Here is a 21,676-nt window from a genome sequence, read left to right on the forward strand (position 1 = left end):
CGCCGGCACCGACGACACGGGGCTTCGGAACGGCGCGGCACCCCTGCCGGAACGGGGAGAACGCCGGAGAGCCCACGACCACGGGGGAAGGACGGGGGACGGGCTCTCCGGACCACGGGGGAACGGGGGACAGGGGAAACGGGGGAACCGGGGGAGGAACGGGGGACACGGGGGGACACGGGGGACGTACGCGAGGGCCCGGGCCGGAACATCCGGCCCGGGCCCTCGCGCTCAGTCGCGTCGGCCGCTCACCCTTCCGTGCAGCAGCAGCGACAGCGCCCCGTGCACGTCGTCGAGCGACCGCTCCCGCTGGAACGCCTGCCAGTCGAGCGCCGCCACCAGCACCATCCCGACCAGAGCGGCGGCCGTGAGCGGGACGTCGATCTCGTCGCTCAGCTCGCCCGCCTCGACGCCCTCCCGCAGCACCCTCTCCACGACGGCCACCGCCTCCTGCCGGACGACGAGCAGTGTGGACTGCCAGGCCCGGTTGGTGCGCCACAGCTCGGCCACGTACAGCTGGGTGAAGGCCGGGTAGCGGTCGATGAACACCAGACCGGCCCTGATCATCGCGTCCAGCGCCTCGACCTTGGTGCCGCCGCGTTCGGCCGTCTCGTCCGCCGCCCGCTGAAGCGAGGAGGTCAGCAGGCCGACACCGAAGCGGAGCAGCTCCTCGAAGAGCTCGGTCTTGCTCTTGAAGTTGTAGTACACCGTGCCCTTGGCGACCCCGGCGCGCTCGGCGATCTCGTCCACCGTGGTGGCGGAGAACCCCTGTTCGGCGATGAGGGTCACGGCGGCCTCGTAGAGCTTGGCACGCGTCGCCCGGCGTCTGGTGCTCGTGCTGTCCATGGCGTCGATTCTCACAGGTCGCACCGCTCTCACAGGTCGCACCGCGGTCACAGACTCAGCTCCGGGTGCAGCCGGTCGAGTGTCCACACCTGCTTGCGCCGGGCGGAGACCGCGGTGAGTGCGAGGGCACCCGCCGTGAAGGCGGCGAGCACGACGCTCGCCTGCCAGACCGGGCCGATACCGCCGCCCGTGATGAGCCGGCGCAGCGCCTCCACGACGTAGCTCATGGGCAGGAACGGGTGGACGGCGCTGAAGAACGCCGGGCTCGTCTGGACCGGGTAGGTGCCGCCCGCGCTGGTCAGCTGGAGCATCAGCACCGCGAGGACGAGGATCCGGCCCGCCGCGCCGAAGCGGGCGTTGAGCCACTGGATGATCGCGGCGAAGCAGCAGGTGACCAGTGCCAGGAAGGCGACGGTGCCCGCGGCCCGCGCGGCACGCAGCCCGAGTCCCCAGTGCAGCACGGACATCAGGGCGGCGACCTGGAGCAGACCGATCGCGGCCACCGGCAGCCAGCCGGCCAGCGCGATCCGCCAGGCGGAGGAGCCCGCGGCGAGCGCCCGCCGGTTCAGCGGCTGGATGATCATGTACGCGACCATCGACCCCACCCAGAGGGACAGCGGGATGAAGTAGGGCGCGAAGCCGGTGCCGTAGTTGGGCGCCTTGTGCAGCGACTGGGCGGCCAGCTGGACCGGGTCGGCCATGACCTCCGTTCGCCGGTCGCGGTCCTTCTCGTCGTAGTCCGGAATCCTGCCGACGCCGTCGTGCAGCCCGCCCGCCAGATCCTTGGAACCTCCGGACAGCCGGAACAGCCCGCCGTCCAGTTCGCCCGCGCCCTTCTTGAGCCGGCCGACGCCCGCGTCGAGGTCCGTGGAACCGGTCTTCGCGCTGGTGAGGCCGGTATGCAGCTGGTCCGCTCCGCGGGCCACCTTGTGCGCGCCCTTGTTGAGCTCGTTGATCTTGCCGACGGCGTACTCCAGGTCCTCGTCCAGCCCCGGGGAGCGGGCGGCGAGGTCGTCCGCCTGCTTCTCGAGCTTCTTGAGGTGACCGGTCATCGCCTTCAGATCGCCGTTGTTGTCGGCGACGAGCGCGTTCACGTCGTCGGCGATCGCCGCCACGTCGGCCGCGGTGACCTCGGCGCGCTTCAGGGCGGGGCAGAAGCTGGGGTCGGGGAGCGGGTTCTCCTCGCAGCGCGTGCGGTACATCTCGCTCAGCTCGTCGGCCGACTTGTGGGCCAGCCGGGCCGTGGCCGGGGCGTGCTTCGCGAGGATGTCCAGGTTGTGGCGCACCGCGCGGGAGGAGTCCGCCACGAGGCGGGCGGTGTCGCCGATCGTCCTGCCGTTGTCCTTGAGGTACGGACGGACGTCGGCGGCGATGCCGTTGACCTTGTCGGCCAGCTCCTGGGTGCCCGCCGCCACCTGCCGGGAACCGGTCTCCAGCTCGCCGGCGCCCTTGTTCAGTCTGGTGATGCCTCCGGCGAGCTTCCCGCTGCCGGCCTTCGCGTCCTTGAGGCCGTCGGCGAGGTCCTTCGAGCCCTTCTTCGCCTTGCCGACACCGTCCTTCAGCTTGTCGGCGCCCTTGGCCGCCTCGGCGGTGGCGTCGTGGATGTCGGAGAACGAGATGAAGATGCGGTCCAGGAAGCCGCGCGAGGTGTTCGTCGACGCGGCCGTGCGCACCTCGGAGAACACCGTGCGGGAGATCTGCCCGACGATGTAGTTGTTGGCGTCGTTCGTACGGACCCGGAGCGCGCCCGTCTCGGGGGAGTCGCCCGAGCTGGAGGCGATCCGCCGGCTGAAGTCCTCGGGCATGGTGAGCGAGAGGTAGTACGTGCCGTCCTCGACGCCCTTGCGGGCGTCGGCGTCGCTCACCTCGTGCCACTCGAAGACCTCGCTGTCGCGCAGGCCCTCCGTTATCTCGTCACCGGCACGGACCTTCTTGCCGTCGGCGGTCGCGCCCCTGTCGTCGTTGACGAGGGCGGCGGGGATCTTGTCGAGACGGCTGTACGGGTCCCAGAAGGACCACAGGTACAGCGCTCCGTACAGCAGCGGCAGCAGCAGTACGGCGACGAGAGCGGCGCGCGGCAGCTTTCCCCTGCCGAAGCGCCTCAGCTCAAGCGCGGCCAGTTTCGGCGAGCGCATCGGCCGCCCCCTCCTCGGTCGTGTCCTTGTGATCGCCGCGAGGCATGGCTTCGGCGGCGTGAGTGGCCTTCGGGTCCTCGTCGGCGTGAGTGGCCTCGGCGGGCTCGCCGGCGTCCCCGGCCTGCGCGGGGGTCGTGCGGATGACCGTCGCGTCCTGGGGGGCCTGGCTGCACACCGCCAGCACGGTGGTGCCGCCCCCGGCGACCGCGCGCAGCAGCGCCCACGCCTCCGCGCGGTCGGCGTCCGAGAGCTTCAGGTCCATGTCGTCGACGGCGAGCAGCCGAGGGCGGCCGATCAGCGCGAGCGCGACGGACAGGCGCAGCTCCTCCAGCCGTTCCAGGTCGCGCACGGCCGTCCGCTCCTGCTTGGGGAGCGCGGCCATGTCCAGCCCCGCCATTTCCAGGGCGCGGTCGACACGGCCGCGCGCCTCGGCGGCCCGTTCGGCGCGCGGACGCAGCAGCGCGCGCAGCGAGCCGTCGAAGCGGCGCTGCAGCAGAGCGCGCTCACGGAGGTGCTCGGCGACGGTCAGCGCGGGATCGAGATCGCTGACGCCCGGCACGGGTCCGAGCGCGCTGATCCGCCGGACGGCGGCCATCCTGCGCGGCAGCTCCAGCCCGCCGACCTCGGCACGGCCCTCGCAGGGGCGCATCCGGCCGGTGAGCGCGAGCAGCAGGCACGTGCGTCCCGACCCCGACAGGCCTTCGATCGCGACGAGCGACCCGGGCGCGGCCTCGATGCCGACCCCGCGGAAGGCCCAGCCGCGTGGCCCCTTGAGTCCGAACCCATCGGCGGCCACCGCCGCCCCGTGCGGGCTCTCCACGGCCCCCACCCCCTGTTCGCGCACTGCCACCCATTCTTTGAACTGACTGGTCAGTTCAAAAGTACCCCGAACCGGTGATCGAGGCAAAGTCGCAGGTCGGGGCGGATTGTCAGTGGTGACCCTCACGATGGACACATACGGCCACAGTGCCGTCACACGACGACAGGAGGCTCGTCATGGCCAGCCACTCCGCAGCTGCCGCGTCCCAGCGCCGCGCCACCGGCCCTGCCCCCTCACTGACCGGTCCCGCCCACGACGTCCACCCCGTCCTGCGACGGGCCTCGGCGCCGCCCGCCGCCCTCGATCTGCTCGCCCAGGCGCGCGCAGGTCTCGAGGAGGCCGCCGTCCTGGACGTGCCGAACGAGCGCTATGCCACAGCCCATCTCGCCGCCCTGCGCACGGCCGCCGCCGTGCTCGCCGCCCGTGGCCGGCCGGAGACCAACCCCCGCCGCCGGCAGCGCATCCGCAGCGCCTGGGAGGTCCTGCCCGAGATAGCGCCCGAGCTGGCCGAGTGGAGCCTGCTCTTCGCCTCGGGGGCGGAGCGCCGGGCCCGGGCCGAGGCGGGGATACGGGGCGCGGCGAGCGCCCGTGACGCCGACGACCTGCTGCGCGACGCCGCGATGTTCCTGCGCCTCGTCGAGCGGCTGCTGGTGCTGCAGCCGGTGCTGCCCCAGCCGAGGGCGGAGCACCCGCATCAGCCGTCACAGGCGGTGCAGCGGCCCGGTGCGACCGGCGGGCCGGCGGGACCGGCCGGGAGGGAGGAGTCATGAGCCGGGAGGAGCCATGAGACGGGAGGGAGGAGTCATGAGCCGGGAGGAGCCATGAGACGGGACGGGGCGCTGCCGGACCGGCGGAGGCAATAGGGTGGACGGCGTCTCACCAGCACATCGCCCGAGGAGTCAACTGCCGTGCCGGATCCTTCCCCTGCCTCCGGTGGGGAGACCCCATCGCGACCCTCCCGCGCCTCGCTCCGCACCGCCGTGGTGTGGGAAGTCCTCAGGGACGCCATCGACCGCCGGGTCAAGGCGGTCGGTACGGACTCCCTGGACGTCCTCGACACCGGCGGCGGCACCGGTAAGTTCGCGGTGCCCCTCGCCCGCCTCGGCCACCGCGTCACCGTCGTCGACCCCAGTCCCAACGCGCTGTTCGCCCTGGAGCGCAGGGCGGCCGAGGCCGGGGTCGCGGACCGGGTGCGCGGCGTCCAGGGAGACGTCCACGGCGTGTTCGACGTGGTCGAGCGCGGCAGCTTCGACGCCGTGCTGTGCCACGGCGTCCTGGAGTACGTGGACGACCCGGCCGAGGGCGTGCGCAACGCCGTGGACGCCCTGCGTCCGGGCGGCGCGATCAGCCTGCTCGCCGCCGGGCTCGGCGGGGCGGTCCTGGCCCGGGCGCTGGCCGGTCACTTCACCGAGGCGCGCCAGGCACTGAGCGACCCCGACGGGCGCTGGGGTGCGGGCGACCCGGTGCCGCGCCGGTTCACCGCCGACCAGCTCACGGAGCTGGTCGCCGGTGCCGGGGCGGAGGTCTCCGCCGTCCACGGCGTGCGGATCTTCGCCGACCTGGTCCCCGGGGTCCTGGTGGACACAGAGCCCGGGGCCCTGGAAGCGCTCCTGAAGCTTGAGGAGGCTGCCGCCGAACTCGCCGCCTTCCATTCCGTGGCCACCCAGCTGCACGTCCTGGGAGAGAAGCGCGGCTGATCAGCGGCGCAGCCGCAGATGGACTACGGCACAGACCCCCCGATCGTGGGCTTCGCCCCGTATGATCGGGGGACACCGTCCGGCATGACGGATCGGAGGTTGGGGAATCAACGCCTCAGTAGCTTCGATCGGGCATGGCGGCCCGGACTGGTTTGGTGAGAGGGCGGGTTTCACGGGGGCGAATCCCTGCCTATCCTGAAAGGGCCGCATACCGGTCGCCCCCGCGACCGACGACGAGGAGGACTCCGTGCCGCTCTCGGAGCACGAGCAGCGAATGCTCGAGCAGATGGAGCGAGCGCTGTACGCCGAAGATCCCAAGTTCGCTACAGCGCTCGAGGGAAGCGGGCTGCGTACGTACACCCGGCGACGGGTCTACCAGGCAGTCGCAGGCTTCCTGGTGGGTATCGCGCTCCTCATGGCCGGAATGGTCGCGCAGCAGATCTGGGTCAGCGTCGTGGGTTTCCTCGTGATGCTCGGCTGCGCGGTTCTCGCGGTCACCGGGTGGCGCAAGGCGCCCAAGCCGGGCGAGCAGCAGGCTCCCGGAGGTTCGGCCGGGCGCCGGCAGTCCCACCCGCGAAGGTCGATGATGGACAGGATCGAACAGCGGTGGCAGCGCCGCCGGGACGAGCAACAGGGCCAGTGATCCGGCGGCTGCCGGACCGACACGCACGGATGAGGGGCGACGCGTAGAGCGTCGCCCCTCATCCGTGCGTGTCACCGTTTCTGGTCTGCGCCGATGCCCTCGGGGCGCCTGCCCCGCGATTCCACAGGGCCGAGTCCGAGCGGAGGCCCGTGGGTGACTTGGCCCCCGGCCCAGGCTCAGAGGTCTGGCCCGGGCCGACGCCTCAGGGGGTAGCCTTCGCGGGCCCTTGGGGCGCCCGAGGCCCCGCCCCCGCGCCGCCCCGGCCCCCGGCCCGAGCCGAGGCCTGCAGGGAGGCCTGGCCCCCAACGAATCCAGGGCCCAGGCCTCCTCTTCGTCCGAGAGGCGACGGCTCAGCCCCGTTGGCGGGTCGGGCGGGGGAAGCGCGTCAGCCGGTCGGGGAGGGTGAAGCGGGGGCGCAGGGACTCCCAGCGGGCCGACAGTGCCCAGATCACGCGTACCGATGACCGGGGCAGCAGCAGGGCCCGCAGCCGGGTCCGCCGGTTCACACCCTCCCGCAGGCCCGCGCGGATGAGGTGGGCGTCGTCCGCCAGTCCCGTGGCCGGGCGCGGAACGGGGGCGTACAGGACCTGTTCGAGCGCCCGGGCCGTGCGGTGCATCGCGGCCGCCGGCTCGTCCGTCAGCTTGCCCAGCCGGACGATGCGGGCCGCGGCCTTCCGCGGCGTCTGCGACTCGTCGGGCAGGATGCCGAGGTCCCAGGCCGTGTCCGTGATCTCCTGCCAGACCGCCAGCGTCCCCGCCGGATCGTCCACCGGCGCCACGGAACCGGCGCCTGCGGGAGCGGGAGCACCGTCACCGACGGGATCGACGGCCCCGGAGCCCTTCCGCCCCGACTTCGCGCCCGACTTCGGCGGCGCCTGGCCCACCGCGCTCAGCCGCCGCGTCCGCGTGGCGATCCGCAACAGCAGCGGCAGCAGGAGCAGGACCAGCACCGCGACCACGCCCAGGCCCGTGAAGAGCACCGCCTGCCACGGGAAGCCCGCGTCCGTCTCCGGCTCGATGTCGCGCGGCGCGGCCGCCCCGCACTCGCCGAGGCGGCGCTCGTGCTCCGGGCAGGCGTCCGGGGCGACCGGCTGCGCCGACGGCTCGGCCGTGTCACCGGCCTCCGGCCGCGCCGGGTCGGTGGCACCGCCCGACGGCGCCCGCTCCTGCGCGTACTCCGGAACCGAGCCGCGGGTCGGGGTCGGCTCGAACCTGGTCCAGCCCACGCCCTCGAAGTACAGCTCGGGCCAGGCGTGCGCGTCGCGCAGACCGACCGACATCGTGCCGTCGGACTGCGGGCTGCCCGGCGTGAAGCCCACCGCGACCCGCGCCGGGATGCCCAGCGTCCGGGCCATCGCGGCCATCGAGAACGAGAAGTGGACGCAGAAGCCCTCCTTCTGCTTCAGGAAGCGGCTGATCGCGGCGACGCCGGTGCCCGAGCGGACCTGCGTGTTGTACGTGAAGCCGCCGTCCTCGGCGAACCACTCCTGAAGCTTCGTCGCCCGCTCGAAGTCGTTGGCGGAGCCCCTGGTCACCCGCAGCGCGGTCTCCTCGACCGACGCCGGCAGGACGTCGGGCACCTGGGTGTACTCGCGCTTCAGCTCCGACGGCGGCGCCATCGCCTGCGCGAGCTGCTCCCGGGTGGGCCGTATGACCAGGCTGTTCACCGAGTACTGCACGCCGCCCGTCGTCTGGCCGCGGTCGCCGACCAGGGTCCGCCCGGCCGGCTCGAAACGCCAGCGACCGGCGATGGCCACCTTCGTCGCCGGATAGGGCATCGGCAGCCAGCTCTGCTTGTACGAACCAGCGGCCGACAGGTTCGTCTTGATCTCGGTGACACCGACCGCCGGACTCAGCCCGTCCGGCTCCGGCAGCCGATCCGGCACGCCCTGCACCTTGCGCTCGGAGGAGCGCCACGCGGTGCCGTCGAAGCGGTCGAGGGCGACGATGCGCAGGTACATGCCCTGGGTGTCGGGCGCATTGGTGCGGTAGCGCAGGACCTCGCGGTCCTGCGGCTGGTTGAGGCTGTCCTGAAGCGAGACCAGCGGGTTGACCGCGGAGATCGTGCCACCGCCGCTCCCGCCCCGGCCGGGACCGCTGCCCGTCCCATCGAACAGGCCGCCGTCCAGAGCGGGCAGCGCGGCCGGTACGACGAGGGCCACGCCCAGCGCGACCACGCCGATGCGCCGGCCGGTGCGGACCGGGGCGTGGGCCGCCCCGCCGGACTCGAGCGGGCCGCCCGGCCGCGCCCGGTTCGGCGGGGGTCCCCCGAACACACGTCCCCACTGGGAGAGCCTGTCGCGGCCCTCGGCCAGCAGGAGCAGCAGATAGCCGGAGGCCCCCAGCAGGAACCAGAGCCAGCCCGCACCGCCGTCGGACAGACCCGCCGCGACCGTGTAGAGCGCGAGCAGCGGCAGACCGGCCGGGGCCGCGCTGCGGTACGTGACGGCCAGCGCGTCGACCGCGAGACCGATCACCAGCACCCCGCCGATGAGCATCAGCCGGATGCCGTCGGTGGCCGGCGCGGGAATCGCGTACCGGCTCACGTCGTCGTAGCCCGCGGCGAACAGGTCTCCGAACCGGGCGAACGCCTCCGGGCCCGGAATCAGCCAGAGGATCGCCGCCTCGCGGACGAAGACCACAGTGAGCGCCAGCAGGGTGACCAGCGCCTGCACGCCGATCGTCAGTGCTCCGGCCAGCGGCACCCGCCGGGCCAGCGCGCCGACGCCGCTCTGCAGCGCCAGCAGGAACGCCGCCTGCAGCATCCAGCCGGCCGGATCGACCAGCGGCAGCAGCGCTCCCGCCGCCATCAGCGTGGCGGCGTAGGAGCACAGGGCGAGCCGCGCCCGACCGCTCATGACCAACCCCCCGAGAACCCGTTCGTACCGCCGGGAGCCTGGGTGCGCTCCCGGCCCGCCTGCTGCCACAGATCGGTCAGCGGTGTGCCCGGCCGCACGGGCAGCGCCGTCCAGCCCGCCTCGCGCAGCTGCCGCAGCCGCTCGTCGACCGCACCCGGCACCGCGCCGCCGGTCACCCACGTCCCTCCGTCCAGGACGAAGGCGACCGCGGCGCCGCTGCGCTGCCGCATCCGGGCGGCGAGCGCCGCCTGTTCCTCGTCGAGATCGCCGAAGAAGGCGACGAGCAGTCCTTCGTTGCCGCCGCCGTCGCCGCCGCGAAGGACGTCGATCGCGCGGGACAGCCCCGCCCCGTCGGAGTGGTCGACGATCGCGAGCGTGTCGAGCATCAGACCGGCGGAGTCCGCGGACTCCTGGGAGCCGGCGAAGCCGTCGGCTCCGGCGCCCGGCACCGAGCTGCCCGTGTCCGTCAGCAGCCGGACCGCGAAGCCGCGCTCCATGAGGTGCACCAGCGCGGACGCGGCTCCCGAGACGGCCCATTCGAAGGCCGAGTCCGGGCCCCCGCCCTGGTAGGCGATCCGGCGGGTGTCGAGCAGCACCGTGCACCTGGCGCGCTGCGGCTGCTCCTCGCGCCGGACCATCAGCTCGCCGTAGCGCGCGGTCGAGCGCCAGTGGACCCGGCGCAGGTCGTCCCCGTAGCGGTAGGCGCGCGGGATGATGTCGTCGTCACCGGCCAGCGCCAGGGTGCGCTGGCGGCCGTCGCCGTAGCCGGACGCCTCGCCGGCCAGCCGCACGGCGGGCAGCACCTCGGTGCGCGGGATGACGGTGAGCGTGTCGAACGCGCTGAAGGCACGCGTCAGTTCGCACATCCCGAACGGGTCGCTCAGGCGCAGCTGGAGCGGGCCGAGTGGATAGCGGCCCCGCAGGTCGGACCGCACCCGGTAGGACACCTCGCGGCGGCCGCCCGCCTCGACCCGGTCCAGCACGAACCGGGGCCGGGGGCCGAGTACGTACGGCACGTGGTCCTGGAGCATCAGCAGACCCGTCGGCATCCGCGAGACGTTGTCCATGCGCAGATGCACGCGCGCCTCCGCGCCGGCCGGCACCCGCGAGGGGGACAGCCGGCGGCTCGCCGCGACCCGGTAGCGGGTGCGGTAGAGCACGGCGACGCAGATCAGCGGGAGGGTGGCCAGGAGCAGCCCGACCCGCAGCAGATCGCTCTGGCCCAGCACGTACGCGCAGGCCGCGGCGGCCACTCCGGCGGCGAGGAAGGAGCGGCCGCGCGTGGTGAGCCCGCCGAGCGCGGCCCGTACTCCGCCCTTGTCCTCGCCCTCCGGGCCCGGGGGAGCAGCGGGCCGTGCGGCGGACATCACAGCCGCCGGGCGCCGGGCTGCTGCCCGTACAGCGGCGGCTGACCCGCCGGGCCCGTCACGTAGGCGCCGTCGGCGCTGCCGGTCGTGGGCACGGGGGTGCGCTGCACGATGTCCAGCACGACCTGCTCGGCGGTGCGCCGGTTGAGCTGGGCCTGGGCGGTGGGCAGCAGACGGTGGGCCAGCACCTGCACGGCCAGCGCCTGGACGTCGTCCGGCAGGGCGTACTCCCGGCCGCTGAGGGCGGCGGACGCCTTGGCGGCGCGCAGCAGGTGCAGGGTGGCGCGCGGGGACGCGCCCAGTCTCAGGTCGGGGTGGCTGCGGGTCGCCGCGACGAGGTCCACCGCGTACCTGCGGACGGACTCGGCGACGTGCACCGCGCGCACGGCCTCGATCAGCTTCACGATGTCGTGGGCGTGCGCCACCGGCTGGAGGTCGTCCAGCGGCGAGACGCCGCCGTGCACGTCGAGCATCTGCAGCTCGGCGGCCGCGCTCGGGTACCCGATGGACACGCGCGCCATGAAGCGGTCGCGCTGGGCCTCCGGCAGCGGATACGTGCCCTCCATCTCCACCGGGTTCTGCGTGGCGACCACCATGAACGGGTCGGGCAGCTCGTAGCTGTGCCCGTCGATGGTGACCTGGCGCTCCTCCATGGACTCCAGCAGCGCGGACTGGGTCTTGGGCGAAGCGCGGTTGATCTCGTCGCCGATCACGATCTGCGCGAAGATCGCGCCCGGCTTGAACTCGAACTCGCGCCGCTGCTGGTCGAAGATCGACACACCGGTGATGTCCGAGGGCAGCAGGTCGGGCGTGAACTGGATGCGCCGCACCGAGCAGTCGATGGAGCGCGCCAGCGCCTTGGCCAGCATGGTCTTGCCCACGCCGGGGACATCCTCGATGAGCAGATGTCCCTCGGCGAGCAGCACTGTCAGAGAAAGCCGTACGACCTCAGGCTTGCCCTCGATCACGCTCTCCACCGACCTGCGGACACGCTCCGCCGTCGTGGTCAGATCCGTGAGGCTCGCTCGATCGTCATAGGTCGTCACCCGGCCCTCCTCGGCCCGTTCATAGGGCCTGTGCGCACGACACGGCACGGCCCACCCCGAAACACGGACACCGTCTCCGGAAAGTTCCGGACGGTGTCACACCCGCATTCTTGTTGGCGTCACCGTGCCGTGTCACTCGCCTGTGGACAACTGAGAGGGATATGCCGGGGTTGACCCATTTATCGGGTGGCCGACCGGTCACGCAGCAGGGTCGATCTCCCTGAGCAGACCCGTCGTGACGTCGAAGACGAAGCCGCGGACGTCGTCCGTGTGCAGCAGGAACGGCGACGTGCGCACCCGCTGCATCGACTGCCGCACGTCCTGGTCGACGTCGCGGAACGCCTCGACCGCCCAGGCCGGCCGCTGGCCGACCTCCTCCTCCAGCTCGATCCGGAAGTCCTCGGTGAGGCTCTCCAGACCGCAGCCGGTGTGGTGGACGAGTATCACGCTGCGGGTGCCGAGGGCGCGCTGGCTGATGGTGAGCGAGCGGATGACGTCGTCGGTGACCACGCCGCCCGCGTTGCGGATGGTGTGACAGTCGCCGAGTTCCAGGCCGAGCGCGGCGTGCAGGTCGAGCCGGGCGTCCATGCAGGCCACCACCGCGACCTGGAGGACCGGACGGGCGTCCATTCCGGGGTCGCGGAAGTCGGCGGCGTAGCGCTGGTTCGCCTCGACGAGGCGGTCGGTGACGGTTCCGCCGGCGCGGACGGCCTCGGCGGGGGACTGCTTGGCAGAAGTCGACATGGCTCGAAGGTAACGGTCACGCGGCGTGCGAGCCCGCTGTGAGGCCGGACAAAGAACGTCAACGAGCCTTGTTGTGAGGTAACCCACAAGCGGGCAATCGAGGCAGGTGCGACGCGCTGGCCGGTTGATTGACCGGGCGTACCAGTGGACTAAAGTGACGCGCAGTTCACGGACGCCACCAGCACATTCGGTGGCATCCCGCACATTTCCCCACACTTCCCCGCGTGCGCGGCGTACGCACGGCCCGGCCCTGACCCGCCCGCGCCGGACCTGAGAGGGCGCATGAGCCAGACCCGACACGTCCCGGTGATGCTCCAGCGGTGCCTGGACCTGTTGGCCCCGGCCCTGCAGAGGCCCGGTGCGGTCGTCGTCGACTGCACCCTCGGCCTCGGCGGACACAGTGAGGCCCTGCTGACGCAGTTTCCCGAGGTACGGCTGATCGCCCTGGACCGGGACAAGGAGGCCCTGCGGCTGTCCGGCGAGCGGCTCGCCCGATTCGGTGACCGCGCCACCCTCGTCCACGCCGTCTATGACGAGCTGCCCGGCGTCCTCGACCGTCTCGGCGTCCCACGCGTCGACGGCGTCCTCTTCGACCTCGGTGTCTCCTCCATGCAGCTGGACGAGGCCGACCGCGGCTTCGCGTACGCCCAGGACGCCCCGCTCGACATGCGCATGGACCAGACGACCGGGATGAGCGCCGCGGAGGTGCTCAACACCTACCCGGCCGGCGAGCTCGTGCGGATCCTGCGCGCGTACGGCGAGGAGAAGCAGGCCAAGCGGATCGTGTCCGCGATCGTGCGCGAGCGGGAGAGGGAGCCGTTCAGCAACAGCGCCCGGCTCGTCGAGCTCATCCGCGACGCGCTGCCGCAGGCCGCCAAGCGGACCGGCGGCAATCCGGCCAAGCGCACCTTCCAGGCGCTGCGCATCGAGGTCAACGGGGAGCTGAGCGTGCTGGAGCGCGCCGTTCCCGCCGCCGTCGCCGCGCTCGGCGTCGGTGGGCGCATCGCGGTCCTGTCGTACCACTCGCTCGAGGACCGGCTGGTCAAGCAGGTGTTCGCGGCCGGCGCCGCCAACACCGCGCCCCCCGGCCTGCCCGTCGTCCCGGAGGAGTACCAGCCACGGCTGAAGCTGCTGACCCGCGGCGCCGAACTGCCCACCGACGAAGAGGTCGCCCAGAACCGCCGCGCGGCGCCGGCGCGTCTGAGAGCGGCGGAGCGCATCCGCGAGGACGTCGCGTGAGCGGGGCCCACAGGCGCGGTTGAGCGGCACACCCGGGTGAACGGCGGCACGGAAGCGATGCGGAGGACACCTTGAGCACAGCGGCCAAGCAGTTGAAAGGGAGGGCCGCACGGCTCGCGAGGCTGATGCCGTCGGGGCCGAGCACCGCCGCCCGCACCCCCTTCGTCCTGCTGGTCGTGCTGCTCCTGTCCGGCGGTCTGATCACCCTGCTGATGCTCAACTCCGCCCTCAGCCAGGGCTCCTTCGAGCTGAGCGAGCTGAAGAAGAAGACCACCGAGCTCACCGACCAGCAGCAGGCGCTCCAGCGCGACGTCGACAGCTACTCCGCCCCCGACGCCCTCGAGCGCCGCGCCCGCGAGCTGGGCATGGTCCCCGGCGGCAGCCCCGCCTTCCTCGGCCCGGACGGCAAGGTGCGCGGCGTTCCCGGCAAGGCCACCGCCCTGCCCTCGCCCGACCCGGAACCGCAGCAGGTCCCCGGGACGGCGGACCCCTCCGTCACGCCCTCGGCGTCGCCCACGGCCGCGCCCCCGGCGTCCCCGGCCCCCTCCGCCCCGACCGTGCCGGGCCCGGCCGCGTCGTCCCCCGCGCCGTCCTCGCCACAGGGCGCCGCCCCCCAGGGGACCGACCCCGCCGCCGGCCCGTCCCGCACGTCCCCGCAGCCGACCCCGACGACCACCGGCAGGTGACGCAGTGCCCTCCAAGCAGCCCCCGCGGCGGCGCGTGCCGGGCTCCGCCCGGCGTCCCTCCGCTCCGCCCTCCGGCCGGCCCGCCCGGCGCCCCGCGCCCCGCGGCGTACGCCCCGCCCCGCGCACCATCACGCTGGGCAGCCCCCGGCCCCGCCTGCGGCTGGTCAGCCTGGGCCTCACGCTCGTGATGCTGGCCTTCGTCGTACGGCTGCTCCAGGTGCAGGCCGTCGACGCCAGCGCCTACGCGGCCAAGGCCGAGAAGAACCGCTATTTCAGCTACACACTCGCCGCCGAGCGCGGCGAGATCACCGACCGGGCCGGGATCGCGCTCGCCACCTCCGTCGACGCGCACGACATCACCGCGGACCCCAAGATGTTCACGCCGAAGGAGAGCAAGGCCCCCGACGCGCCCGAACAGGCGGCCGCGCTGCTCGCCCCCATCCTCCAGACCGACGCCGCCACGCTGGCCGAGAAGCTCAGGAAGCCGGGGTCCCGCTACGCCGTCCTGGCCCGCCGCCAGACCCCGCAGGTGTGGAACCAGATCAAGGACCTCAAGAGCGTCTACGCACAGAAGGCCGCCGCCGACAAGCGCAGGGGCGGCCGCGGCGCCAATGTCCTGGCGGGCGTCTTCCAGGAGCCCAGCAGCAAGCGCGTGTACCCGAACGGCGATCTCGCCGCCGGGATACTGGGTTACGTCAACGGCGAGGGCCGCGGCGGCGGTGGCATCGAGTCCATGCTCGACAAGACGCTCGCGGGCAAGGACGGCACGGTCACCTACGCCCAGTCCGGCGGCCGGCGCGTCCCGACCGCCGGCTCCCGCGAGGTGCCCGCCGTCCCCGGCTCCGACATCGAGCTCACGATCGACCGGGACATCCAGTGGGCCGCCCAGAAGGCCATCGAGGACCAGGTCGGCAAGTCCCGGGCCGACCGCGGCTATGTGATCGTGCAGAACACCCGCACCGGCGAGATCCTCGCCATGGCCAACGCCCCCGGCTTCGACCCGAACGACCTCGGCCAGGCCAACGCCACCGCCATGGGCAACGCCGCCCTGCAGGACGCGTACGAGCCGGGCTCCACCGCCAAGGTCATGTCCATGGCCGCCGTGCTGGAGGAGAAGAAGGCCACCCCGGGCACCCATGTCGTCGTCCCCAACCGCCTGCACCGCGGCGACCGGCTCTTCAAGGACGACATCGACCACCCCACCTGGTACCTCACGCTCAACGGCGTCCTCGCGAAGTCCAGCAACATCGGCACCATCCTCGCGACCGGACAGCTCGGGAAGACCCAGCGCGAGGCCAACCAGGTGCTCCACTCCTACCTGCGCAAGTTCGGCATCGGCAGCACCAGCGGCCTCGGCTACCCCGGCGAGACCGCCGGCATCCTCGCCGAGCCCGCCGACTGGTCCACCTCGCAGCAGTACACGATCCCCTTCGGCCAGGGCCTGTCCATCAACGCGATGCAGGCCGCCTCCGTCTACTCGACCATCGCCAACGGCGGCGTACGCATCGAGCCCACGCTCGTCCGCGGCACCAGGGGTCCCGACGGGCACTTCACGGCGGCACCCGAGCCGGGGAAGACCCGAGTGGTCAGCGAGAAGACCGCGAAGACGCTCGCCACCATGCTCGAATCCGTCGTCGACGACGAGGAGGGCACCGGCACCAAGGCACGCATCCCCGGATACCGCGTCGCCGGAAAGACCGGAACGGCCAACCGCGTCGACCCCGAACTCGGCCGCTACAAGGGCTACACCGCCTCCTTCGCCGGGTTCGCCCCCGCCGACGACCCGGAGATCACCGTCTACTGCGCCATTCAGAACCCCACCAAGGGCAGCTACTTCGGCGGCCAGATCTGCGGCCCCGTCTACCAAGAGGTCATGGAGTTCGCGCTGAAGACCCTGCAGGTCGCACCGACCGGCAAGGCACCCGCACGACTGCCCGTGACCTTCGATCCCGGCGAGTGACCGGAGGAACCACCAGTGACAACGATCACCCCGCGACCCGGGAACCGAGCCGGGGACGCCCCCTCTTTTTCCCCCGGGCCGCCCGAGCCCGGTACGCTCACCGCCGTGCCACACGCTGATCAGTACCGAACCACGCAGCAGGACGACCCCGCGAAACACCACCCGGGGGCGCCCCGCCCGACGCGGCCCCGCCCGACAGACCTCGGGGACCTGGCCGCCCGGCTCGGGGTGCAGACGCAGGCCCGGGGAGAGATCACCGGCATCACCCACGACTCGCGGGCGGTGCGCCCCGGTGACGTGTACGCGGCCCTGCCCGGCGCCCGGTTCCACGGAGCCGACTTCGCTGCGCAGGCCGCCGACCTCGGGGCCGTCGCGATCCTCACCGACGAGGCGGGCGCCGAAGGCGCCGCGGCCACCGGACTGCCGGTCCTGGTCACCGACAACCCGCGCGGCCGGATGGGCGAACTCGCCGCCGAGATCTACGGCCGGCCCGGCGAGGGCCTGCTCCAGATCGGCATCACCGGCACCTCCGGCAAGACCACCACGGCCTACCTCGTCGAGGGCGGCCTGCGCGCGGCCGGCCGCGCCACCGGGCTGATCGGCACGGTCGAGATGCGCATCGGTGACGAGCGCATCAAGTCCGAGCGCACCACCCCGGAAGCCACCGACCTCCAGGCCCTCTTCGCCGTCATGCGGGAACGCGGCGTGGACTCGGTCGCCATGGAGGTCTCCAGCCACGCCCTCGTGCTCGGCCGGGTCGACGGCTGCGTCTTCGACGTCGCCGTCTTCAGCAACCTCAGCCCCGAGCACATGGAGTTCCACTCCGGCATGGAGGACTACTTCCAGGCCAAGGCGCAGCTGTTCACGCCGCGCCGCAGCCGGGAAGGCGTCGTCAACCTCGACGACGAGTACGGCCGCAGGCTGGCCGGGGAGGCGACCGTGCCGGTCACCACCTTCTCCGCCGAGGGGCACCCGGACGCCGACTGGCGCGCCGAGGACGTCGAAGTCACTGCCGTCGGCTCGACGTTCACCGCCGTCGGTCCCAAGGGCGAGCGGGTGCGCGCCGAGGCGCCGCTGCCCGGCCCGTTCAACGTCGCCAACACGCTCGCCGCGATCGTCACGCTCGCCGTGGCCGGAATCGAACCCCAGACCGCCGCCGACGGCATCGCCGCCGTCCCCGGTGTGCCCGGCCGGCTCGAGCGCGTCGACGCGGGCCAGCCGTACCTCGCCGTCGTCGACTACGCCCACAAGACGGACGCCGTCGAGTCCGTCCTGCGCTCCCTGCGCAAGGTCACCGAGGGCCGGCTGCACGTCGTCCTCGGCTGTGGTGGCGACCGGGACGTGACCAAGCGCGGACCGATGGGCGCCGCTGCCGCGCGCCTGGCGGACACCGCCGTACTGACCTCCGACAACCCGCGCTCCGAGGACCCCCTCGCGATCCTCGCCGCCATGCTCGCCGGTGCCGCCGAGGTGCCGATCCACGAGCGCGGCGACGTCCTGGTCGAGGCCGACCGCGCCGCGGCCATCGCGGCCGCCGTCGCCCGTGCCCAGCCGGGCGACACCGTCCTCGTCGCCGGCAAGGGCCACGAGCAGGGCCAGGACATCGCCGGAGTGGTCCGCCCGTTCGACGACCGCCAGGTACTGCGCGAAGCAATCCAGAACAGTCAGGGATGAAGTAGTGATCGCCCTCTCCCTCGCCGAGATCGCCGAAATCGTCGGCGGGCAGACGTACGACATACCGGATCCGGCCGTCCAGGTCACCGGCCCCGTCGTCCGGGACTCCCGTGAGATCGAACCAGGCAGCCTCTTCGTCGCCTTCGTGGGCGAACGCGTCGACGGACACGACTACGCGCGCCAGGTCGTCGACGCGGGCGCGGTGGCCGTCCTCGCGACCCGCCCGGTCCAGGCGCCCGCCATCGTCGTGGACGACGTCCAAAGGGCCCTCGGCGCGCTCGCCCGCGCCGTCGTCGAACGGCTCGGCACCCACGTCGTCGCGCTGACCGGCTCCGCCGGCAAGACGAGCACCAAGGACCTGATCGCCCAGGTGCTCCAGCGCAAGGCGCCCACGGTCTGGACCCCGGGCTCCCTCAACAACGAGATCGGCCTGCCCCTCACCGCCCTGACCGCCACCGAGGAGACCCAGCACCTCGTGCTGGAGATGGGGGCGCGCGGAATCGGCCACATCCGGTACCTCGCCGGGCTCACCCCGCCCCGGATCGGCCTCGTCCTCAACGTGGGGACCGCGCACATCGGCGAGTTCGGCGGCCGCGAGCAGATCGCCCAGGCCAAGGGCGAACTCGTCGAGTCCCTGCCGAAGGACGGCGTCGCCGTCCTCAACGCCGACGACCCGCTGGTCCGCGCCATGGCGTCGCGTACCGAGGCCCGTGTGCTGCTCTTCGGAGAGGCCGCCGACGCCGCCGTACGTGCCGAGAATGTCCGGCTCACGGAGCACGGACAGCCCTCCTTCACGCTCCACACACCCACCGGGTGCAGTGACGTGACCATGCGGCTGTACGGTGAGCACCACGTGTCGAACGCGCTCGCCGCGGCCGCCGTCGCCCATGAGCTGGGCATGCCTGTGGACGAGATCGCCCTCGCGCTCTCCGAGGCGGGCACCCTCTCCCGCTGGCGGATGGAGGTCACCGAGCGTCCGGACGGCGTGACGGTCGTCAACGACGCCTACAACGCGAACCCCGAGTCCATGCGTGCCGCGCTTCGGGCACTGGCCGCCATGGGCGAAGCCGCACGGGCAAAGGGAGGTCGCACGTGGGCGGTGCTCGGGCAGATGGCCGAGCTCGGGGACGAGGCGCTCGCCGAGCACGACGCGGTCGGACGGCTCGCCGTCCGGCTCAATGTCGGCAAGCTCGTCGCGGTCGGGGGCAGGGAAGCGTCCTGGTTGCAACTGGGCGCATACAACGAGGGTTCGTGGGGTGAGGAGTCGGTGCACGTGTCCGACGCGCAGGCGGCGGTCGACCTGTTGCGCAAAGAGTTGCGCCCGGGAGACGTCGTGCTGGTGAAGGCTTCCAGGTCGGTCGGTCTGGAGCGGATCGCACAGGCTCTGCTCGAGGGCTTCGACAGCTCCGAGGGTGAGGGTGCCGTCCGATGAGGCAGATCCTGTTCGCGGGAGCCATCGGTCTCTTCCTGACCCTGATCGGTACCCCGCTGCTGATCAAGCTGCTGGCCCGCAAGGGATACGGGCAGTTCATCCGCGACGACGGCCCCCGTACGCACGGCAGCAAGAAGGGCACGCCCACCATGGGCGGCATCTCCTTCATCCTGGCGACGCTCATCGCGTACGCGCTCGCCAAGGTCATCACCGGTGAGGACCCGACCTTCTCGGGTGTCCTGGTCCTCTTCCTGATGGCCGGCATGGGCCTCGTCGGTTTCCTCGACGACTACATCAAGATCGTCAAGCAGCGGTCGCTCGGTCTGCGGGCCAAGGCGAAGATGGCGGGACAGCTGATCGTCGGCATCGCCTTCGCGGTGCTGTCCCTCCAGTTCGCCGACAAGCGCGGCAACACCCCCGCCTCCACCAAGCTGTCGTTCATCACCGACTTCGGCTGGTCCATCGGACCCGTGCTGTTCGTGGTCTGGGCGCTGTTCATGATCCTCGCGATGTCGAACGGCGTGAACCTGACCGACGGCCTCGACGGGCTCGCCACGGGCGCGTCGGTGATGGTCTTCGGCGCGTACACCTTCATCGGCCTGTGGCAGTTCCAGGAGTCCTGTGCCAACGCGGAGACACTGACCAATCCCAACGCCTGTTTCGAGGTACGAGATCCGCTCGACCTCGCGGTCGTGGCCTCCGCCCTCATGGGAGCCTGCTTCGGCTTCCTGTGGTGGAACACCTCGCCCGCCAAGATCTTCATGGGCGACACCGGGTCGCTCGCGCTCGGCGGCGCGCTCGCGGGTCTGGCGATCTGCTCCCGCACCGAGTTCCTGCTCGCCCTCCTCGGCGGACTGTTCGTCCTCATCACCATGTCCGTGGTGATCCAGGTCGGTTCGTTCCGGATGACCGGCAAGCGGGTCTTCCGGATGGCACCGCTGCAGCACCACTTCGAACTCAAGGGGTGGTCCGAAGTCCTTGTGGTGGTCCGCTTCTGGATCATTCAGGGCATGTGCGTCATCGTGGGTCTGGGCCTCTTCTACGCCGGATGGGCAGCCGACAAGTGAGCGAGTGGCAGGGCAGGAACATCACCGTCGCCGGCCTCGGGGTGAGCGGCATCAGCGCCGCCCGCGCCCTGGCCGGCCTCGGCGCGGCCGTCACCGTCGTGGACGGCGGTGACAGCGACGCGCACCGGGCGCGCGCCGCGGAACTGGCCGAGCTGGGCATCACGGTGCGCCTCGGCGACGCGGAGACGCTGCCCGAGGGCACGGATCTGGTGGTCACCTCGCCCGGCTGGAAACCCTCCAGCCCGCTCTTCGAGGCGGCGGCCGAGGCGGGCGTCGACGTCGTCGGCGACGTCGAGATCGCCTGGCGGCTGCGCGGCCCCGACGCGCCGCCGTGGCTCGCCGTCACCGGCACCAACGGCAAGACGACCACGACGCGGATGCTCGCCTCCATCCTGTCGGCCGCCGGTCTGCGGACCGCCGCCATCGGGAACATCGGCACCCCGATCGTCGACGTCGTGACCGGCGACGAGCAGTACGACGTGCTCGCCGTCGAACTCTCCAGCTACCAGCTCCACTGGGCGCCCTCGCTGCGCGCCCACTCCGCCGCGGTCCTCAACCTGGCTCCGGACCACCTCGACTGGCACGGCTCCATGAAGGCGTACGCCGCCGACAAGGGCCGGATCTACGAGGGCAACACGGTCGCCTGCGTCTACAACGTCGCCGACCCGGCGACCGAGGACCTGGTGCGCGAGGCGGACGTGGAGGAGGGCTGCCGCGCCATCGGCTTCACGCTGGGCACGCCGGGGCCGTCCCAACTCGGCGTCGTCGACGGCATTCTGGTGGACCGCGCGTTCGTCGAGAACCGGCAGAAGCAGGCGCAGGAGCTCGCCGAGGTCTCCGACGTCAACCCGCCGGCGCCGCACAACATCGCCAACGCGCTGGCGGCCGCGGCGCTCGCCCGCGCCTTCGGCGTGGCCCCGGCGGCCGTACGCGACGGTCTGCGCGCCTTCCGCCCCGACGCGCACCGCATCGAGCACGTGGCGGACGTCGCGGGCGTCGCGTACGTCGACGACTCCAAGGCCACCAACACCCATGCCACGGAAGCGTCTCTGGCCGCCTACGAGCCGATCGTGTGGATCGCGGGGGGACTCGCGAAGGGCGCCACGTTCGACGAGCTGGTCGCCAGGTCGGCGGCTCGCCTCCGCGGTGTCGTGCTGATCGGCGCCGACCGTGCCCTGATCCGAGACGCCCTCGCGCGACACGCCCCACAGGTCCCGGTCGTCGACCTCGACCGGACCGACACTGGGGCGATGTCCGCGGCGGTGGCGGAGGCGGCCTCGCTCGCCCGTCCCGGCGACACGGTTCTGCTGGCCCCCGCCTGCGCCTCGATGGACATGTTCACCAACTACAACGAGCGAGGCGAGGCCTTCGCGGAAGCGGTCCGCGCACTCGCCGCCGAGCACGGCTGACAGCCGCCAGGTCCGGCTGCCGCCGGACACGACTGGAGGGGACAGCGACGATG

The 21,676-nt window shown here is 72.4% G+C and carries 17 protein-coding genes; 10 read left to right on the plus strand and 7 right to left on the minus strand.

The features are described 5' to 3' along the window. Nucleotides 1-231 precede the first annotated feature (231 nt). From ACWD0A_RS14525 to ACWD0A_RS14535, 3 genes are read right to left on the minus strand one after another with little or no spacing between them, the layout of a single operon-like run. A complete protein-coding gene (locus tag ACWD0A_RS14525; protein ID WP_307715937.1) occupies nucleotides 232-846 on the minus strand; it encodes a TetR/AcrR family transcriptional regulator in 615 nt (204 codons plus the stop codon). Nucleotides 847-893: 47 nt separating this feature from the next. Continuing rightward, on the minus strand, nucleotides 894-2,981 hold the full coding sequence (locus ACWD0A_RS14530) for a YhgE/Pip family protein (RefSeq protein ID WP_451297962.1): 2,088 nt from the start codon (nucleotides 2,979-2,981) through the stop codon (nucleotides 894-896). Next, nucleotides 2,953-3,801 (minus strand): ATP-binding cassette domain-containing protein, encoded by an 849-nt coding sequence (locus tag ACWD0A_RS14535; protein WP_451297964.1) that lies wholly within the window; start codon nucleotides 3,799-3,801, stop codon nucleotides 2,953-2,955. Before ACWD0A_RS14535 ends, ACWD0A_RS14530 begins: the two co-directional genes overlap by 29 nt. A gap of 176 nt (nucleotides 3,802-3,977) precedes the next feature. Between ACWD0A_RS14535 and ACWD0A_RS14540 the strand changes: the two genes are divergently transcribed. The 3 genes from ACWD0A_RS14540 to ACWD0A_RS14550 all read left to right on the plus strand — a co-directional run bounded on the left by ACWD0A_RS14540 (nucleotide 3,978) and on the right by ACWD0A_RS14550 (nucleotide 6,141). Further along, entirely contained in the window at nucleotides 3,978-4,571 is a 594-nt protein-coding gene (locus ACWD0A_RS14540) for an SAV_6107 family HEPN domain-containing protein (RefSeq protein ID WP_451297966.1), read from the plus strand. Between the two features lie 210 nt (nucleotides 4,572-4,781). After that, nucleotides 4,782-5,498, plus strand: a complete 717-nt coding sequence (locus ACWD0A_RS14545) for a class I SAM-dependent methyltransferase (RefSeq protein ID WP_373429449.1) — start codon at nucleotides 4,782-4,784, stop codon at nucleotides 5,496-5,498. Between the two features lie 247 nt (nucleotides 5,499-5,745). Further along, complete coding sequence (locus ACWD0A_RS14550) at nucleotides 5,746-6,141, plus strand: DUF3040 domain-containing protein (protein ID WP_177152779.1); 396 nt, start codon at nucleotides 5,746-5,748, stop codon at nucleotides 6,139-6,141. A gap of 350 nt (nucleotides 6,142-6,491) precedes the next feature. Here ACWD0A_RS14550 and ACWD0A_RS14555 read toward each other — a convergent pair whose 3' ends face one another. The 4 genes from ACWD0A_RS14555 to ACWD0A_RS14570 form a co-directional block, all read right to left on the minus strand. Then, nucleotides 6,492-8,999, minus strand: coding sequence for a transglutaminase TgpA family protein (locus tag ACWD0A_RS14555; RefSeq protein WP_451297968.1), 2,508 nt, complete (start codon nucleotides 8,997-8,999; stop codon nucleotides 6,492-6,494). Beyond that, complete coding sequence (locus ACWD0A_RS14560) at nucleotides 8,996-10,366, minus strand: DUF58 domain-containing protein (RefSeq protein WP_451297970.1); 1,371 nt, start codon at nucleotides 10,364-10,366, stop codon at nucleotides 8,996-8,998. Before ACWD0A_RS14560 ends, ACWD0A_RS14555 begins: the two co-directional genes overlap by 4 nt. Next, a complete protein-coding gene (locus ACWD0A_RS14565; protein ID WP_177152776.1) occupies nucleotides 10,366-11,412 on the minus strand; it encodes an AAA family ATPase in 1,047 nt (348 codons plus the stop codon). The genes ACWD0A_RS14560 and ACWD0A_RS14565 overlap by 1 nt, the downstream gene beginning before the upstream one ends. A gap of 198 nt (nucleotides 11,413-11,610) precedes the next feature. Then, on the minus strand, nucleotides 11,611-12,156 hold the full coding sequence (locus ACWD0A_RS14570) for a beta-class carbonic anhydrase (RefSeq protein WP_451297972.1): 546 nt from the start codon (nucleotides 12,154-12,156) through the stop codon (nucleotides 11,611-11,613). 282 nt (nucleotides 12,157-12,438) lie between these two features. Here ACWD0A_RS14570 and rsmH point away from each other — a divergent pair, with 282 nt between their 5' ends. From rsmH to murD, 7 genes are all read left to right on the plus strand, one after another. Beyond that, nucleotides 12,439-13,395, plus strand: coding sequence for a 16S rRNA (cytosine(1402)-N(4))-methyltransferase RsmH (gene rsmH, locus ACWD0A_RS14575; protein WP_451297974.1), 957 nt, complete (start codon nucleotides 12,439-12,441; stop codon nucleotides 13,393-13,395). Nucleotides 13,396-13,466: 71 nt separating this feature from the next. Next, nucleotides 13,467-14,081 carry a septum formation initiator family protein gene (locus tag ACWD0A_RS14580; protein WP_451297976.1) on the plus strand — a complete coding sequence of 205 codons (615 nt, stop codon included), beginning with the start codon at nucleotides 13,467-13,469 and terminating at the stop codon, nucleotides 14,079-14,081. A 4-nt stretch (nucleotides 14,082-14,085) separates the two neighbouring features. Beyond that, nucleotides 14,086-16,041, plus strand: a complete 1,956-nt coding sequence (locus ACWD0A_RS14585) for a peptidoglycan D,D-transpeptidase FtsI family protein (protein ID WP_451297978.1) — start codon at nucleotides 14,086-14,088, stop codon at nucleotides 16,039-16,041. 15 nt (nucleotides 16,042-16,056) lie between these two features. Next, the gene (locus ACWD0A_RS14590; RefSeq protein WP_451297980.1) at nucleotides 16,057-17,715 is read left to right on the plus strand and encodes a UDP-N-acetylmuramoyl-L-alanyl-D-glutamate--2,6-diaminopimelate ligase; all 1,659 of its coding nucleotides are present in this window, start codon (nucleotides 16,057-16,059) and stop codon (nucleotides 17,713-17,715) included. Nucleotides 17,716-17,719: 4 nt separating this feature from the next. After that, the gene (locus ACWD0A_RS14595) at nucleotides 17,720-19,147 is read left to right on the plus strand and encodes a UDP-N-acetylmuramoyl-tripeptide--D-alanyl-D-alanine ligase (RefSeq protein ID WP_451297982.1); all 1,428 of its coding nucleotides are present in this window, start codon (nucleotides 17,720-17,722) and stop codon (nucleotides 19,145-19,147) included. After that, nucleotides 19,144-20,214, plus strand: coding sequence for a phospho-N-acetylmuramoyl-pentapeptide-transferase (gene mraY / locus ACWD0A_RS14600; protein WP_307715951.1), 1,071 nt, complete (start codon nucleotides 19,144-19,146; stop codon nucleotides 20,212-20,214). Before ACWD0A_RS14595 ends, mraY begins: the two co-directional genes overlap by 4 nt. After that, nucleotides 20,196-21,623 (plus strand): UDP-N-acetylmuramoyl-L-alanine--D-glutamate ligase, encoded by a 1,428-nt coding sequence (murD, locus tag ACWD0A_RS14605; protein ID WP_451297984.1) that lies wholly within the window; start codon nucleotides 20,196-20,198, stop codon nucleotides 21,621-21,623. Before mraY ends, murD begins: the two co-directional genes overlap by 19 nt. Nucleotides 21,624-21,676: the final 53 nt, after the last annotated feature.

The sequence above is a fragment of the Streptomyces sp. NPDC002867 genome (genome assembly GCF_053591895.1).